Source organism: Roseateles sp., from assembly GCF_036486225.1.
In the GTDB taxonomy this organism is placed as follows: domain Bacteria; phylum Pseudomonadota; class Gammaproteobacteria; order Burkholderiales; family Burkholderiaceae_C; genus Roseateles.
This window is the reverse complement of sequence record NZ_DASVNZ010000164.1, coordinates 12,855-28,291: the sequence shown is the minus strand read 5'-3', so window position 1 is coordinate 28,291 and position 15,437 is coordinate 12,855. Positions and strand designations below refer to the sequence as shown.

11 protein-coding genes and 1 tRNA gene are annotated in these 15,437 nt (G+C 68.5%); 11 read left to right on the top strand and 1 reads right to left on the bottom strand.

The features are described from left to right. The first annotated feature begins 28 nt into the window (after window positions 1–28). The 5 genes from VF536_RS11540 (at window position 29) to VF536_RS11520 (ending at window position 5,404) form a co-directional block, all read left to right on the top strand. Window positions 29–1,534, top strand: coding sequence for an aldehyde dehydrogenase family protein (locus tag VF536_RS11540; RefSeq protein ID WP_331614988.1), 1,506 nt, complete (start codon window positions 29–31; stop codon window positions 1,532–1,534). Beyond that, window positions 1,527–2,639: a 2-oxoadipate dioxygenase/decarboxylase family protein gene (locus VF536_RS11535; protein WP_331614987.1), complete on the top strand. Its 1,113-nt coding sequence runs from the start codon at window positions 1,527–1,529 to the stop codon at window positions 2,637–2,639. The genes VF536_RS11540 and VF536_RS11535 overlap by 8 nt, the downstream gene beginning before the upstream one ends. Then, on the top strand, window positions 2,633–4,054 hold the full coding sequence (locus VF536_RS11530; RefSeq protein ID WP_331614986.1) for an FAD-binding oxidoreductase: 1,422 nt from the start codon (window positions 2,633–2,635) through the stop codon (window positions 4,052–4,054). Before VF536_RS11535 ends, VF536_RS11530 begins: the two co-directional genes overlap by 7 nt. Before the next feature lie 78 nt (window positions 4,055–4,132). Next, window positions 4,133–4,217: transfer RNA gene (locus VF536_RS11525), tRNA-Leu, on the top strand. Between the two features lie 110 nt (window positions 4,218–4,327). After that, complete coding sequence (locus tag VF536_RS11520) at window positions 4,328–5,404, top strand: LacI family DNA-binding transcriptional regulator (RefSeq protein ID WP_331614985.1); 1,077 nt, start codon at window positions 4,328–4,330, stop codon at window positions 5,402–5,404. A gap of 35 nt (window positions 5,405–5,439) precedes the next feature. Here VF536_RS11520 and VF536_RS11515 read toward each other — a convergent pair whose 3' ends face one another. Further along, entirely contained in the window at window positions 5,440–6,993 is a 1,554-nt protein-coding gene (locus tag VF536_RS11515) for a tryptophan halogenase family protein (protein ID WP_331614984.1), read from the bottom strand. A 191-nt stretch (window positions 6,994–7,184) separates the two neighbouring features. Between VF536_RS11515 and VF536_RS11510 the strand changes: the two genes are divergently transcribed. From VF536_RS11510 to glk, 6 genes are all read left to right on the top strand, one after another. Continuing rightward, window positions 7,185–9,632, top strand: coding sequence for a TonB-dependent receptor (locus VF536_RS11510; RefSeq protein WP_331614983.1), 2,448 nt, complete (start codon window positions 7,185–7,187; stop codon window positions 9,630–9,632). Between the two features lie 5 nt (window positions 9,633–9,637). Then, entirely contained in the window at window positions 9,638–10,951 is a 1,314-nt protein-coding gene (locus tag VF536_RS11505) for an ABC transporter substrate-binding protein (protein ID WP_331614982.1), read from the top strand. Beyond that, the gene (locus tag VF536_RS11500; RefSeq protein ID WP_331614981.1) at window positions 10,911–11,969 is read left to right on the top strand and encodes a sugar ABC transporter permease; all 1,059 of its coding nucleotides are present in this window, start codon (window positions 10,911–10,913) and stop codon (window positions 11,967–11,969) included. The genes VF536_RS11505 and VF536_RS11500 overlap by 41 nt, the downstream gene beginning before the upstream one ends. Next, window positions 11,956–12,798 carry a carbohydrate ABC transporter permease gene (locus tag VF536_RS11495; RefSeq protein WP_331614980.1) on the top strand — a complete coding sequence of 281 codons (843 nt, stop codon included), beginning with the start codon at window positions 11,956–11,958 and terminating at the stop codon, window positions 12,796–12,798. Before VF536_RS11500 ends, VF536_RS11495 begins: the two co-directional genes overlap by 14 nt. 91 nt (window positions 12,799–12,889) lie before the next feature. Beyond that, complete coding sequence (locus VF536_RS11490; protein WP_331614979.1) at window positions 12,890–14,266, top strand: GH1 family beta-glucosidase; 1,377 nt, start codon at window positions 12,890–12,892, stop codon at window positions 14,264–14,266. 151 nt (window positions 14,267–14,417) lie between these two features. Further along, window positions 14,418–15,416 carry a glucokinase gene (glk, locus tag VF536_RS11485; protein WP_331614978.1) on the top strand — a complete coding sequence of 333 codons (999 nt, stop codon included), beginning with the start codon at window positions 14,418–14,420 and terminating at the stop codon, window positions 15,414–15,416. The last annotated feature ends 21 nt before the right edge of the window (window positions 15,417–15,437 follow it).

Here is a 15,437-nt window from a genome sequence, read left to right as displayed (position 1 = left end):
GCCTGAACGCCTGAAGGAGAATTCCCCGATGACTTCCACCACCACCGACCTGCTGGCCGCCCTGGGCGTGCCGGCCGCCGCCGTCACCGGCGGTTCCATGACCGTCCGCAGCCCCATCGACGGCGCCGTGATCGGCGCGGTCCATGAGGCCAAGGCCGCCGACATGATCGCCGCGATCGCCAACGCGCAGCAGGCCTTCCTGGCCTGGCGCACCGTGCCGGCGCCCAAGCGCGGCGAGCTCGTGCGCCTGTTCGGCGAGGAGCTGCGCACCAACAAGGCGGCGCTGGCCCGTCTGGTCTCGCTGGAAGCCGGCAAGGTGACCAGCGAGGGCGAAGGCGAAGTGCAGGAGATGATCGACATCTGCGACTTCGCCGTCGGCCTGTCGCGCCAGCTGCATGGCCTGACGATCGCCAGCGAACGTCCCGGCCATCGCATGATGGAGCAGTACCTGCCGCTGGGCGTGGTGGGCATCATCTCGGCGTTCAACTTCCCCGTGGCGGTGTGGGCGTGGAACTCGGCGCTCGCGCTGGTCTGCGGCGACACCTGCATCTGGAAGCCCAGCGAGAAGACCCCGCTGACGGCGCTCGCCACGCAGGCACTGTTCGAGAAGGCCGTCGCCCGCTTCGAAGGCGCGCCGAAGTTCCTGTCGCAGGTCCTCATCGGCGGCGCCGGTGTCGGCGAAGCGATGGTCGACGACACGCGCGTGGCGCTGGTCTCCGCGACCGGCTCGACCCGCATGGGCCGCGCGGTCGGCCCGCGCGTCGCGGCGCGTTTCGGCCGTTGCCTGCTGGAGCTGGGCGGCAACAACGCGATCGTCGTCACGCCGAGCGCCGACCTGGACCTCGCCGTGCGCGGCATCCTTTTCGGCGCCTACGGCACGGCCGGTCAGCGTTGCACTACGACCCGCCGCGTGATCGCGCATGAATCGATCCATGACGAACTCGTCGCCCGCCTGGACCGCGCCCGCGCGCAGCTGAAGATCGGCAGCCCGGTCGAGCCCGGCAACCTGATCGGCCCGCTGATCGACAAGGCCGCCTTCGACGCGATGCAATCGGCCCTGGCCGCCGCGCGCGAGCAGGGCGGCGAGGTCAGCGGCGGCGAACGCGCCCTCGCGTCCCAGTACCCGGAAGCGTTCTACGCGGTGCCGGCGCTGGTCCGCATGCCGGCGCAATCGGCCATCGTGAAGCACGAGACCTTCGCCCCCATCCTGTACACGCTGAAGTACAAGACGCTGGACGAGGCGATCGCGCTGCAGAACGACGTGCCGCAGGGCCTGTCCTCGGCGATTTTCACGAACGACATCCGCGAGGCTGAGACCTTCGTCAGCGCCAGCGGCTCCGATTGCGGCATCGCCAACGTGAACATCGGCACCTCGGGCGCGGAGATCGGCGGCGCCTTCGGTGGCGAGAAGGAGACCGGCGGCGGCCGCGAATCCGGTTCGGATGCGTGGAAGGCCTACATGCGCCGCACCACCAACACCGTGAACTACTCGCGCGAGCTGCCGCTGGCGCAGGGCGTGAAGTTCGATGTCTGAGCGGACCGCGGAGCTGAAGGCGCCTGTGGCGTTGCCGGCGCTCAATGCCAAAGTCGCGGCGGCCGTGGACAGCGGGCTGTTCCAGCTGCTGCGCGGCGCGCTCGGCGAAGAAGCGGCCCGTGCCGCCTTCGCGCGCGTGCAGGTCGTGCCCTCGCTGCTGCGTCCGGCCGGCGAGCGCGTGTCGCGCGCCGAGCTGGCGCAGGCACTGAACATGGCGCTCTTCCTTGACGTCACCGATCGCGTGCCGATGGCGGCGGCCTATGTCGCCGACCTGCAGCGCGACGGACAGCAACTGGTCTTCGACCACGGCGCGCTGCGCACGGTGGCGTGGCCGTCCGGCGCGCTGCCGCCGGGCGAGGCCGCGATCACGCGGGTGCTGAGACCGCTGGGCTTCGCGATGGCGGCGACCTATCCGCTGCCGCGCTTGAAGATGACCGGCCGCGCCTGGCGCCATGCTGATTTCCCGGAAGACATCGCGCAGTTCTTCGTCTCGGAGCTGCATCCGGAGCGTTTCTCCGGCAGCTTCCAGGGCGCGGTGACGCGGGTGCTGTCGACCTCGCGGGATCCGCTGACGCCGGCCGACCTGGCGATGCTGGAGCACCTCGCGCGCGACGGCGATCTGCCGGCCGCCGCCGCAGTGGCGCTGCTGCCGAAGCTGGTCGGCTGTTTCGCCCGGCAGCATGCGCTGTTCGAGGCGGACGACTACCAGCTGATGCTCACCGAATCGGCCGAGATGGCCTGGATTGCGACCGAAGGCAACGCCTTCAACCACGCGACCGATCGCGTGGCCGACATCGAAGCCGTCGTCGCGGCGCAGCGCGCGCTCGACCGGCCGGTGAAGGACTCGATCGAGACCTCGGCGACCGGGCGTGTGCGCCAGACCGCGTTCAAGGCGGCACGCGTGATGCGCGAGTTCCTCGATCGCGGCCAGCGCGTGATGCTCGAAGTGCCGGGCAGCTTCCACGAATTCATCCAGCGCGCGCCGCTCGATGAATCGGGCGCGCTGGATCTGGCCTTCGACGCGGGCAACGCGACGGGCATCTTCAAGATGACGGCCGGCGCGGCCAAGGACGCGGACACGACGGGCGAGGCCACGGCGTGCTGAGCTTCCAGGCCGGCGGTTTCCTCGCGGAAGCCATTGCCGTCTGCGGCGAAACCTTCGTGCAGGTGGGCGCAGACATCGAGCCGCGCTTCCTGCAGCCCGCGCGCTACGCGGCGGGGCGTGCGGCCGCGCTCGTTCGCCCGGGCAGTCGCGACGAGGCGGCACGGGTGCTGGCGCTCGCGGCGGCCAGCGGGCTGCGCGTGGTGGTGCAGGGCGCGCATACCGGGCTGGTCCGCGCAGGAACGCCGGACGACGCGAACGGCGAAGTGCTCCTGAGCACCGAACGACTGCGCGAGGTGTTCGAGCTCGATCTGCTCGACCGCACGCTGCGCGTGTCGTCGGGCTTCCGGCTGTCGGAGATCAACGAACGTCTCGAGCCGCACGGCCTGTGGTTCCCGGTCGACCTGAGCGCCGATCCGTCGATCGGCGGCATGGTCGCGCACAACACCGGCGGCACGCGGATGCTGCGCTATGGCGACGTGCGCGCCAACACGCTGGCGCTGGAGGTCGTGCTGGCGGAGCCGGCGGGTCAGGTCTTGCGCCTGGGGCAGGGGCTGCAGAAGGACAACTCGGCGTTGGCGCTCGGGCAGCTCTTCATCGGCTCGTCGGGCAGCCTCGGGCTGGTCAGCGAAGTCACGATCAAGCTCGCGCCCCTGCCGCGCCAGCGGGCCGTGGCGCTGGTGGCGCCGGCCTCGCTGGCCGAGGTGTTTCCGCTGTACGCCGATGTGATGCAGCGCTGGGGCGGGCTGGTGTCCGCCTTTGAAGGCATCAGCCGCGCGGCGCTGGAGGCCGGTCTGCACGGTCAGGACGTGACGCGGTGGTTCGAAGGACAGCTGCCGGACTACGCGATGCTCGTCGAGCTCAGCAGCGAGCTGCCGGCGGATCAACTCGCGCTGACCGGATTGCTGCAGGACTGGCTCGAAACCGGTTTCGAATCCGGTCGCGTGCGCGATGCCGTGCTGGATGCCGACGAGGCGATCTGGGGCCTGCGTCATCGCATCAGCGAAGGACTGCGGGTGCAGGGCAAGGTGATCGGGCTCGATCTCTCGCTGCCGCGGCGCCATTTCATGGCCTTCCGCGAGCGTGGGGCGGCGTGGCTGGCCGAGCGCTTCCCGCAGGTGCGGCTGGCCGACTTCGGCCACCTCGGCGACGGCGGCATGCACTTCAACATGGTCTGGCCGGCGAATGCCGGATCCCTCACGCCGGAGCAAGAGCTGACCCTGCGTGAGGGCCTGTACGCGCTGGTCGCGGAGCTCGGCGGGTCCATCAGCGCGGAGCACGGGGTCGGGCCTCAACTGCAGGCGGCGTACCGGGCGCATTGGGAGCGCGTGGAGCCGGCGATGCTGGATTGGGCGAGGAGAGTACAGGCGTTGTGGGATCCGCACACCCGACTCGGAAAAGTGAGTTGGGGCGGCTGAATCGCTTGCCAGTATTCAAAAGCGTGCTAAAGTCCAATTCCTCGCTGCAACGCAAGTTGTGACGAAGAAATCCTGAAAGCCCAGGTGGCGGAATTGGTAGACGCACTAGTTTCAGGTACTAGCGGGTAACTCCGTGGAGGTTCGAGTCCTCTCCTGGGCACCAAATACGAAAAGCCGGCCTCGCGCCGGCTTTTCTCATTGGCGCTCCGGATTCGCACTCTCCCGCAGGGATCGTGTCCGTATGGCAAAGTCGGGCGAGCATTCCGGATCTCTATGCCGCCACGTAAACCCGCCACCATCATCGACGTCGCTCGCGAAGCGGGCGTCTCCATCAAGACGGTATCCCGGGTTCTGAATCAAGAGCCGGGCGTCCATTCCGAAACCCGCGAAACGGTGCTGAAGGTCGTGGCCGACCTCAAGTACCGGCCCAAGCAATCGGCTCGCAGCCTCGCTGGTGGACGGTCCTTCCTGATCGGCCTGCTGTACTACGACCCGTCGGCCGCCTTCGTCGGCGGTGTCCAGCAAGGCGCGACGCTGCGCTGCCGCGAGGCGGGGTACCACCTCGTCGTCGAGTCCCTCCACAACGACGCGCCCGACCTCGCCATGCAGGTCGACCGCATGGTCTCCGCGCTGCGGCCGGACGGCATGATCCTCACGCCGCCGCTGTGCGACAACCCGCAGGTGCTGTCCGCCTTGCGCGAGAGCCAGACGCCGTGCGTGCTGATCTCCCCGGCCGCCGACGAGCCCGACCATCCGAGCGTCCGCATGGACGACGTGCACGCGGCGGAGGAGATCACCAATCTGCTGATCAGCCTCGGGCACACGCGCATCGCGATCATCAAGGGCGCGAAGGAGCAGGTCGCGTCCAAGCGTCGCTACCAGGGCTACCTGGCCGCGTTGAAGGCGCACAAGCTGCCGCTGGACAAGGACCTGGTGGTGCAGGGCGACTTCACCTTCGACACCGGCGTCGAGGCCGCCTATCAGCTGCTGAGCCGGCGCCAGCGCCCGACCGCGGTTTTCGCGAGCAACGACGACATGGCGCTGGGCGTGCTGGCCGCGGCGCAACGCCTCGGCCTGGCGGTTCCGGGCGACCTCTCGATCGCCGGCTTCGACGACACACCCGCCGCGGCGCGCGTATGGCCGCCGCTGACGACGGTCCGCCAGCCGATGGACGACATGGCGCGCGCCGCCGTCGACCTGCTGATCGGCGCGCCGCGCGATGCCGATCCCGAGGTCGGCGCCGAAGGAGCTGCGAAACCCAAGCACCGGGTGCTGCCGCACGAACTCGTCGTGCGCGACTCCACGGCGGTGCTCGGCACCAAGGCCGCGCCGCGCCTCAAGAAGGCCTGAGCGCCTTCACTCGGCTTTCCGGGCTCTATGCCGCTCTATGCGGCCCGCTTGCCCGTCCGCGCGAGGAGCTGCTCGATCAGCATCCGATGCGGCGGCAGATCCCTCAGCGCATGTGCGCCGAGCTGCGCGATCGTCGCGAACTCCTTGCGCGCCTCCTCGCTGCGCATCAGCGCGGCGGCGCCCGTGCCCAGCTGCGTCTCGAATTCCATCCCGTAGAGCACGTACTGCCAGCTCGCCGGCAGGTACATCTCGACGTCGGTGATGAAGTCCAGCCGCTGCGGTGGCCGGCAGCGCCACATCGCGAGCTTTTCTTTCAGCGTGTCGGTGAACGACGCCGGGTCCGCGTTCTCGCGCCAGAACGCCGTGTCCGTGCGCTGCGTCAGTCCGTAGTGCAGCTTGATGAAGTCGACGATGCGCGCGTAGCGCTCGTTCATGAACGCGTTGAAGTGCTTCGCCACCGGCGCCGTATCGCCGTTGAACGGGAACAGCTGCCCGATCAGGTAGGCCGCGGTCTCGATGAGCCCGATGCCCGACGACTCCAGCGGCTCCAGGAAACCGCCTGACAGCCCGACCGCCACGCAGTTCTTCACCCACTGCGTCTCGCGATAGCCGATGTTGAGCGCGAGCTTGCGCGGCGTGAGCGCATCCGACGCCGGACCGATGTAGCGGCGCAGCGCGCGTTCCGCTTCCTCGTCGCCGCAATGCCGGCTGCTGTACACATGGCCGATGCCGCGGCGCTCCTGCAGCCCGATGTCCCAGATCCAGCCGTGATCCTGCGCGCTCGCGATCGTGTACGACGCGATCGGTGCATCGGGCCGTGCATACGGCACCTGCATCGCCAGCGCGCTGTCGACGAAGAGCACGTCGCGCATCGACTTGAACGGCGAGCCCAGCGCCTCTCCGATCAACCGCGCCCGGAAGCCGCTGCAATCGACGTAGAGACCGGCCGTCAAGGTGCCGGCCTCCTTCGTGTGCACGGCGGCGATAGCCCCCTGTTCATCGAGATCCACACGATCCACCGTCGCGATCACGCGCTTCACGCCGAGCGCCTGGCCATGCTCCGCGAGCAGCGCTGCAAAGCGTCCCGCATCGAAGTGGTACGCGTAGTTCAACGGCCCGAGGAAGTCGCCATCGCTCGCCCGCTTCGGCCCGTGCCGCGCATCCGCCACGGCCTTCTGCAGCGTCACTGCCTCGGCGAATGCGCGCCCCTCGCCGGCGTCGCCCATCAGCCAGTACGGCAGCAGTTCCGGCGCGCCGGGACGCTGGCTCGGCTGGCTGAACGGATGGAAGTAGTGATCGGCCCCTGCTGCCCCCGGCGGCCGCACCCAGTGCTCGAACCGGATGCCCTGCTTGTACGTCGCCGAGCAGGCCTCGAGGAACTCCGCTTCCCCGATGCCGATCGCCGACAGCGTGCCGCGGATCGATGGGAAGGTGCCTTCTCCCACGCCGATGATGCCGATGTCGCTGGACTCCACCAGCGTGATGCGGACGCCGCCGTGCGCGGTGCCGAGCTGCCGCGCGAGGAACGCGGCGGTGAGCCAGCCGGCCGTGCCGCCGCCGACGATGAGGATGTCCTGGATGGGTTGCATGGGGCTTGTCTCCGGTGGTCTTGTGGGACGCGGCATCGAGACCACGTCTACGGGTAAATGATAGTGAGCAAAATGACAACGATGTCAATCGGAGCGTTGACAACGTTGTCATGCGTTGCCTACGATGCACTCAAATTAGAAGAACAAGACCCGGAACAGAGCTTCGCATCGAGAGCCCACCAGGAGACAACATGACTGACCGCCTCATCCGCCGGCCGCGCCTCGGCCTTTCCTCGCCCGTCCAGATCGCCGTGCTCGCGCTGCTGGCCGGAGCGGCCCATGCCCAATCGACCGAGGCCCCCGCGCCGACGCCGCAGGCCGATACCAGCGCCGCTTCCACGGCCTCCGCCGACGGCAAGGAAAGCAAGGCCCTGCCTCAAGTCGTCGTCACGGCGACCAAACGCGCCACGTCGCTGCAGAAAACCCCGATCGCGGTGACCGCGATCAGCGCGTCCACCATCGACGACGCCCACGTCAAGAGCATGCTCGACGTGTTCAACCTCGTGCCCAGCATGCAGGGCACGGGGCAGGGCGACCACGGCATCGTGAGCATCACGCTGCGCGGCATCGGCAACGATTCCGCCAAGACCGAGTACGCCGACCCCGAGGTCGCGCTCTTCGTCGACGGCGTCTTCGCACCGCGCCCCGAGGGCGCCGCGACCATGCTGTTCGACCTCGACGGCATCGAAGTGCTGCGCGGCCCGCAGGGCACGCTGTGGGGACGCAACTCCACCGTCGGCACCATCAACATGAAGACCGCCAAGCCGGTGTTGAAGGACAACTCCGGCTACGTCGAGCTCGGCACCGGCACCTACAACCGCCTGGGCGCCAAGGGCGCGATCAACATCCCTCTGGGCGACACGCTCGCGGCGCGCGTGGCCTTCATCCACGAGCAGCACGATGGCTATGTCGACTACCAGAAGCCGACGCAGTACACGATCGCGCAGCAGCAGGCCGCCTACAACGCGGGCAACACGGCCGGCACCTTCCCGCCGTTCCAGCCGATCAACTACAACCTGTTCACCACCGGCGGACCGAAGTACAACGCGCAGGACCAGACCGCCGCGCGCCTGAGCTTCCTGTGGCAGCCGATCAAGGAATTCCGCTGGGACGTTTCGGTGGAACAGTTCGCTGATCGCGGCACGCCGGCGATGAGCCTGATGCAGACGCCGCGCGACGGCCAGAAGCTCTGGTCCGCGCTGATCGATACGGCGCCGTCGCTCAAGCGCGACTCCACGTCGATCCGCAGCCGCGCCGAGTACGACCTGGGCGGCATGTCGCTGGCCTACGTCGCGGGCTACACCCACTTCAAGGGATCGGGCACCTACGACCAGGACTTCGGCGTGCAGATGCCGACCAGCTTCACGACCGGCGCCAACCACCAGGAAGACAACACCGTCTGGACCAGCTACCGCAGCCAGAGCCATGAACTGACGCTGCAGAGCACGGCCAAGCAGACCATCGACTGGGTGCTGGGCCTGTACTACGCGGCCGAGGACAACGGCATCCGCTTCGACATCCCGATCATGAACGGGACGCAGCAGGGCACGGTGAGCTGGCAGGGCTCATTCATCCAGCCCAAGGAGACGGTCGATTCCAAGGCCGCCTTCGGCCAGGCGACCTGGAACCTGACCGACGCCTTCCACGTGACCGGCGGCCTGCGCTACACGCATGACGACCGCAAGAACATCGGCGGCCGCGGCTGGACCTGGAACGGCGACCCCACCGCGCCGCAGATCCCGCTGAACCCGACGATCGATCCGACCGACCCGGCCAACGGCTACGTCGCGGGCAACATCAACGACGCCCACTACACCGGCAGCAAGACGACCTGGCTGGCGCGCGCGACCTACGACATCGACAAGAGCTCGATGGCCTACGGCAGCGTATCCACCGGCTACAAGTCCGGCGGCACCGGCGACGGCGGCCTGCCCTACGGCCCGGAGACGCTCACCAACTACGAGGTCGGCTACAAGACCTCGCTGCTGGACGGCCGCATGACCTTCAACGTCAGCGCGTACCACATGAAGTTCAAGGACTTCCAGTTCAGCGCCCCGGTGATCGTCAACGGCAACCGCCAGTTCGCCTACTCCAACGCGGAGGGCGCGAAGGTGTCCGGCATCGAGCTGGAGACCGCCTGGATGATCACCAACGACGACAAGCTGATGCTGTCGGCGTCGTACACGAAGACCAAGCTGGGTCAGTTGGTGGCGGCGTCCAACGACTATCAGCTGCCCGCCTGCACGGAACCGAACCTGACGGGCACCTGCCTGAATGTGACCGGCCACGAGCTGCCGCACGCCCCCAAGGTGGCGATCCAGCTGATGTACGAGCATGTCTTCCCGCTCGCCAACGGCGACCAGGTCGCGCCGCGCATCAGCTACCACTACCAGTCGGCCAACTGGCTGTCCGTCTTCAACCTGGGCGACGGCGACCGGCAGAAGGCGTATTCGACGGCGGACATCAGCGTGCGCTACACGTCGAAGAAGAACTGGTACGTCGACGGCTTCGTGCGCAACGTGTCCGACGAGAAGATCAAGACCAGCGCGGGCAGCGCGGTGAGCTTCGCCAATCCGGTGTGGACCGCGCAGTACGCGGCGCCGCGGACCTTCGGCGTGAACGCGGGCTACAACTTCTGACCGCTGTGCCCGACTTCCCCCTGACCCGGCGATCGGCAGCGCGTGCGCTGCTGGTGGCCGGGGCGGCCGCCGCGCTCCCTGCAGGTTTCCCTGCAGCAGTGGAGGCGGTGGCCCAGGTGGCCCCGACGCGCGCGCCGACCTCGGTGCTGCGCGTCGCCACATTCCCCGACCTCGACCGCGCCGCGATCGCGGCGGCGCCCCGCTGGCGTGCGCTGCATCCGGACGTCGAGCTCAAGTTGCTGTCGATGCAGTACGCGGATCACCACTTGTCGATGACGACGGCGTTGGCGACGGGCTCCGGCCTGCCCGACGTGATGGCGATCGACCTGCGCTACATCGGCAAGTTCGCGGGTTCGGGCGGCTTCGTCGACCTGAACCAGGCGCCGTTCAACGCGGCCGCGCACGCCGACGATTACGTCCGCTTCGCGATGGCGCAGGGCGTGGGCCCGAACGGCGCGCAGATCGCGATCCCCGCCGACATCGGCCCGGGCACGCTGATCTATCGCAAGGATCTGCTCGACAAGGCCGGCGTCAGCGAGGCCGAGATCACCCGGGACTGGGCCTCGTATCTCGCCGCCGGCGAGCGCATCCGCAAGACCACCGGCGCCTACCTGATGGCCGACGCCGCCGACCTGCGCGACATCGCGCTGCGCCAGGGGCTGCAGGACGGCGAGGGCCTCTACTTCGACGCGGAAGGTCGCGTGCTCGTCGAGTCCGCGCGCTTCCGCCATGCCTTCGAACTCGGCCGCGCCGCGCGCCGTGCGGGCCTGGACGCGCGCGCGATCTCATGGACCAACGACTGGGCGGCCGGCTTCAAGCAGGGCCGCATCGCGACGCAGATGATGGGCGCCTGGCTCGTGGGCCAACTGCGCAACTGGATCGCGCCGCAGACGGCCGGCCTGTGGCGCTCGGCGCCGTTGCCCGGCGGCGTGCAGGCCGCGTACGGCGGATCGTTCTATGCGATCCCGAAGAAGGCCACCAACAAGACCGCCGCGTGGGACTTCGTCCGCCTGATGACGGCCGACGCGCAGGTGCAGCTGGAATCGCTCAAGGTGCTGGACAGCTTCCCCGCGATGCGCGCGGTATTGCGCGATCCGGTGATGGACGAGCCGATCGCCTTCCTCGGCGGACAACGCGCGCGCCAGCTGTGGCGCGAGACTGCGTCGCACATCCCCGCGATCCCGGTGAACCGGTTCGACGTGCTCGCCACGACCGTGATCCGGGACGAGTTCGAGCGCGTCATCTCCAAGGGCAAAGCCATCGCGGAGGCACTGGCCGATGCGCGATATCTCATCGAGCGCCGCGCTCGCCACCGCTGAGACCACCCGCATGACCGCGCGCCCATCTTCGTCGCTCGCCGCCCCGCGCCCTTCGTGGCTGCGGCTGCCGGCGTTGCGCTCGCGCCGGCTCGCACCCTACCTGTTCATCGCGCCGTTCTTCGCGCTGTTCCTGGTGTTCAGCCTGTTCCCGCTGGTCTTCTCGATCTACCTGTCGTTGCAGCAGTGGAACCCGGCCGAGGGCCTGCACACGATGCACTGGGTCGGGCTGGAGAACTACGGCTACGCGCTCACCGACCCGTGGTTCTGGGACGCGCTCTACAACACCGCCTGGTTCGCGCTGGTGGCCGGCGTGCCGCAGCACCTGGTCGCGCTGCCGCTGGCCTTTTTCATTCATCGGCGCTTCAAGCGCGGGCGCGACCTGATCGTCGGCGCCTACTTCGTCCCGTACATCACGTCGAGCGTGGCGATCGCGCTGATCTTCACGACGCTGTATTCGAAGGACTACGGCCTGATCAACGCCGCGCTGGCCGAGCTCACGCGCATCCCGTTCATCGGCAGCCCGCTGGCGTCGCTGACGGCGTTGAAGGACGGCGGCATCGACTGGCTCGGCGACGCGGACGTCACACGACCCGCCGTGGCGTTCGTCGTGTTCTGGCGCTACCTGGGCTGGAACCTGGTGCTCTACCTGTCGGGCCTGCAGGTCATCGACAAGGACCTCTACGAAGCCGCGACGCTGGACGGCGCCACCGAGTGGCAGCAGTTCTGGCACGTCACGCTGCCGCTGCTCAAGCCGATGATGTTCTTCGCGGTGACGCTGACCCTCATCGGCAACCTGCAGCTGTTCGAGGAACCCTTCATCCTCGTCGACGGCGAGAAGGGCGTGTCCTCGTCGGTGATGACGACGGCGATCTTCATGTACCGGACGGCATTCTCGGACGGAGACTTCGGCACCGCGTCGGCGATGTCGTGGCTGATGTTCGTGCTGATCGCCGCGCTGACCTGGCTCAACGCGCGGCTGTTCGGCCGCGACCCGCGGAGCGCCCATGGCAAGCGCTGAACGCCATTCGCGGGTCCGGTCGGCGTGGCCGGCGCGGCTGCTCGTGGCGGCAGGCGCGGTGCTGCTCGTGGCGCCGCTGTACTTCACCTTCGTGTTCGCGACGCACGGGCGCACGGAGATCTTCGACAACCCGCCGCCGCTGTGGTTCGGCGATGCGGCGGCGTCGAACCTGCGCTTGCTCGAAGAGCGTCTGCCGTTCTGGCGCAACCTCGGCATGAGCCTCTACGTCGCGGCGATGACGACGGTGCTCAACCTGCTGCTGTGCTCGCTCGCCGGCTACGCGTTCGCGATCTACGAGTTCCGCTTCAAGGGCACGCTCTTCGCGATCGTGCTCGGCTCGATGATGCTGCCGGCGTTCATGCACATGATCCCGAGCTTCATGGTGATGGACGCGCTGGGCTGGATCGACGAGCCGCGCGCGCTCTACGTGCCGGCGGCCGCCAGCGCGCTGGGCATCTTCCTGATGCGGCAGTACATCGGCTCGGCGATCCCGCCCGACCTGATCGACGCCGCGCGCATCGACGGCTGCGGCGAGCTGCGCATCTTCTGGAGCATCGTGCTGCCGCTGCTGATGCCGGCGCTGGGCACGCTGGGCCTGATCACCTTCATCGCGAGCTGGAACAACTTCGTCGCGCCGCTGGTCGTCATGCGCTCGGCGGAGCACTACACGCTGCCGCTGGCGCTGCGATCGATGCAGGCGCCCAACAACACCGAATGGGGCGCGCTGATGATCGGCAGCGCCATCGCGATGCTGCCCTTGCTGGTGGCGTACTTCTTCAGTGCCCGGCGGCTGGTCGCCGGGCTGACCTCGGGCGCCGTGCGCGGCTGACCGAACCGACGCCGGAAACGCCATGCCCATTCCTGCGATGCCATCGACCCCATCGTCTTCATCGACTTCCTCGACCTCGACTGACACCACCATGCACGCGAACGACGCCAACCCCGCCGCAGACACCGCCACCTTCCAATCGCTGATCCAGTCGTTGCCCGCGGACTTCCAATGGGGCTCCGCCACCAGCGCCGCGCAGATCGAGGGCGCCGCCCGTGAAGAAGGGAAGGGCGAGTCGATCTGGGACCGCTTCTGCGCTCAGCCCGGCCGCATCAAGGACGCGTCCAACATCGACGTGGCCTGCGATCACTACCGCCGCTATCCGGAGGACGTGAAGCTGATGAAGTGGCTGGGACTGGACGCCTACCGCTTCTCGTTCTCGTGGCCGCGTGTGCAGCCCTTGGGTCGCGGCGCGTGGAACGAGGCCGGCTTCGCGTTCTACGACCGGCTGATCGACGAGCTGCTCGCCGCCGGCATCAAGCCCAACGCGACGCTGTACCACTGGGACCTGCCGCAGGCGCTGGACGAGTCGATCGGCGGGCTGCTGTCGCGCGACGTGGTGCCGCTGTTCGCCGAATACGCCGCCGAGATCGCGCGCCGCTTCGGCGACCGGCTGTCGACCATCGCCACGCTGAACGAACCGTGGTGCTCGGCGACGCTGGGTTACGAGACCGCCCAGTTCGCGCCCGGCCACACCAACCGCGCCGAGGCCTACCAGGTCTCTCACCACCTGCTGATGATGCATGGGGCCGCGATCCGGGCGATGCGCGCGGTCGGCTCGAAGGCGCAGCTCGGCATCGTGCTGAACCACACGCCGTCCTTCCCGGCCGACCCGCTCAGCGAGGACGACCGCCGCGCCGCGCGCATCGACGACGGCACCAACGTGCGCTGGTACATGGACCCGGTGTTCCGCGGCCAGTACCCGGCCGACATCGTCGAGCACCTCGGTGCCGACGCGCCGAAGATCCAGGACGGCGACCTGACGCTGATCCAGCAGCCGCTGGACTTCCTGGGCATCAACTTCTACACGCGCAGCGTGCTCAACGGGCAGCAGCAGTTCGTGACGCCGCCGGGGGAACTCGGCTTCACCGACATGGGATGGGAGATCTACCCGCAGGCGCTGACGCAGCATCTGCTGCGCATCACCCGCGAATACACGCCGCCTCCGATCGTCATCACCGAAAACGGCATGGCCAATGCGGACAGCATCGTCGACGGCCGGGTGCCCGACGCGGCGCGCATCGCCTACCTGCGCGGCCATCTGGAGGCGCTGGCCCAGGCGGTGGCGCTGGGTGCCGACGTGCGCGGCTATTTCTACTGGAGCCTGCTGGACAACTTCGAGTGGAACTCGGGCTACCTCAAGCGCTTCGGGCTGTTCCACGTCGACTACGCGTCGCAGGAGCGGCTGGCCAAGGACAGCGCGCACTGGTATCGCGATGCGATCGCGGCGTTCAAGGCCGGTCGTTGAAGGGGCGTTCAGCGTGACGCGCTAAACACCGGCCGCGATGACGTCCGCCATCGGGATCCGCCGGCGGGCTGTGGCAGCATCCGAGGCTTTTGCGGGCAGGCGACGAGCTTGCCCGGCGAAGGTCTGGAGCAGCGGTGAAGGAAGACAGGGCATGAGACAGGGCGCAAGAACGGCGCCGGCGCGCTTGCTGGCGGATGTGGGCGCGACGCATGTGCGGTTCGCCAGCCAGGGTGGCGCGGCCGATCCGCTGGAGCATGTGGCGCGGTATGTCTGCCGGGACTTCGACACGCTCGCCGACGCGATCTTCTATCACCTGCATCGCGAAGGTCTGCGGACGCCGCAGAGCTGCGCGATCGGCATCGCGACGGCGGTCACCGGCGACCACGTCCGGATGACCAACCACCACTGGAGCTTCTCCACACGGGCGCTGCAGTCGGCGCTCGGGGCGGAGCGGCTGCTGGTGATCAACGACTTCACCGCGCTGGCGCTCGCGCTCCCGACGATCGGGCCGCAGTCGACGCGCAAGGTGGGTGGCGGCGAAGCCGTCGTCGGCGCAGCGCGCGGCCTGGTCGGACCCGGCACGGGTCTGGGTGTGTCCGGTTTGCTTCCATCCGAGGACGGGACCTCGATGGTCGCCGTCGGCGGCGAGGGCGGGCATGCGACGCTCTCGTCCTACGAGCCCGAGGAGCGCGTCGTGCTCGACCTGCTGCACCGCCGCTTCGGACATGTGTCGGCGGAGCGCGCCGTGTCCGGGCCCGGCCTGGAGAATCTCTACACGGCGCTCGCCGAACTGCGTGGGCTCAAACTCGCACCCGGCGAAGGCCGCAGTGCACACGCCATCACCACGGCCGCACTGGCGGGCGAGCACTTCAGCAGCGATGTCCTCAACATGTTCTGCGCGCTGCTCGGTGACATCGCCGGCCACGTCGCCCTCACGCTCGGCGCACGCGGCGGGCTCTACATCGGCGGCGGCATCGTGCCTCGCCTCGGTGAATGGTTTGACCGCAGCCCGTTCCGGACGCGCTTCGAAACCTGCGGCCGGCTCACCTCGTATCTGCGCGCCATCCCGACCTTCGTCGTCCACGAGGCAGACCAGGCCCCACTGCTCGGAGCAAGCCGGGCGTTGGATCGGGACGTTCCGACGCACTAAAAAGATCGGCCGGGATTCCCG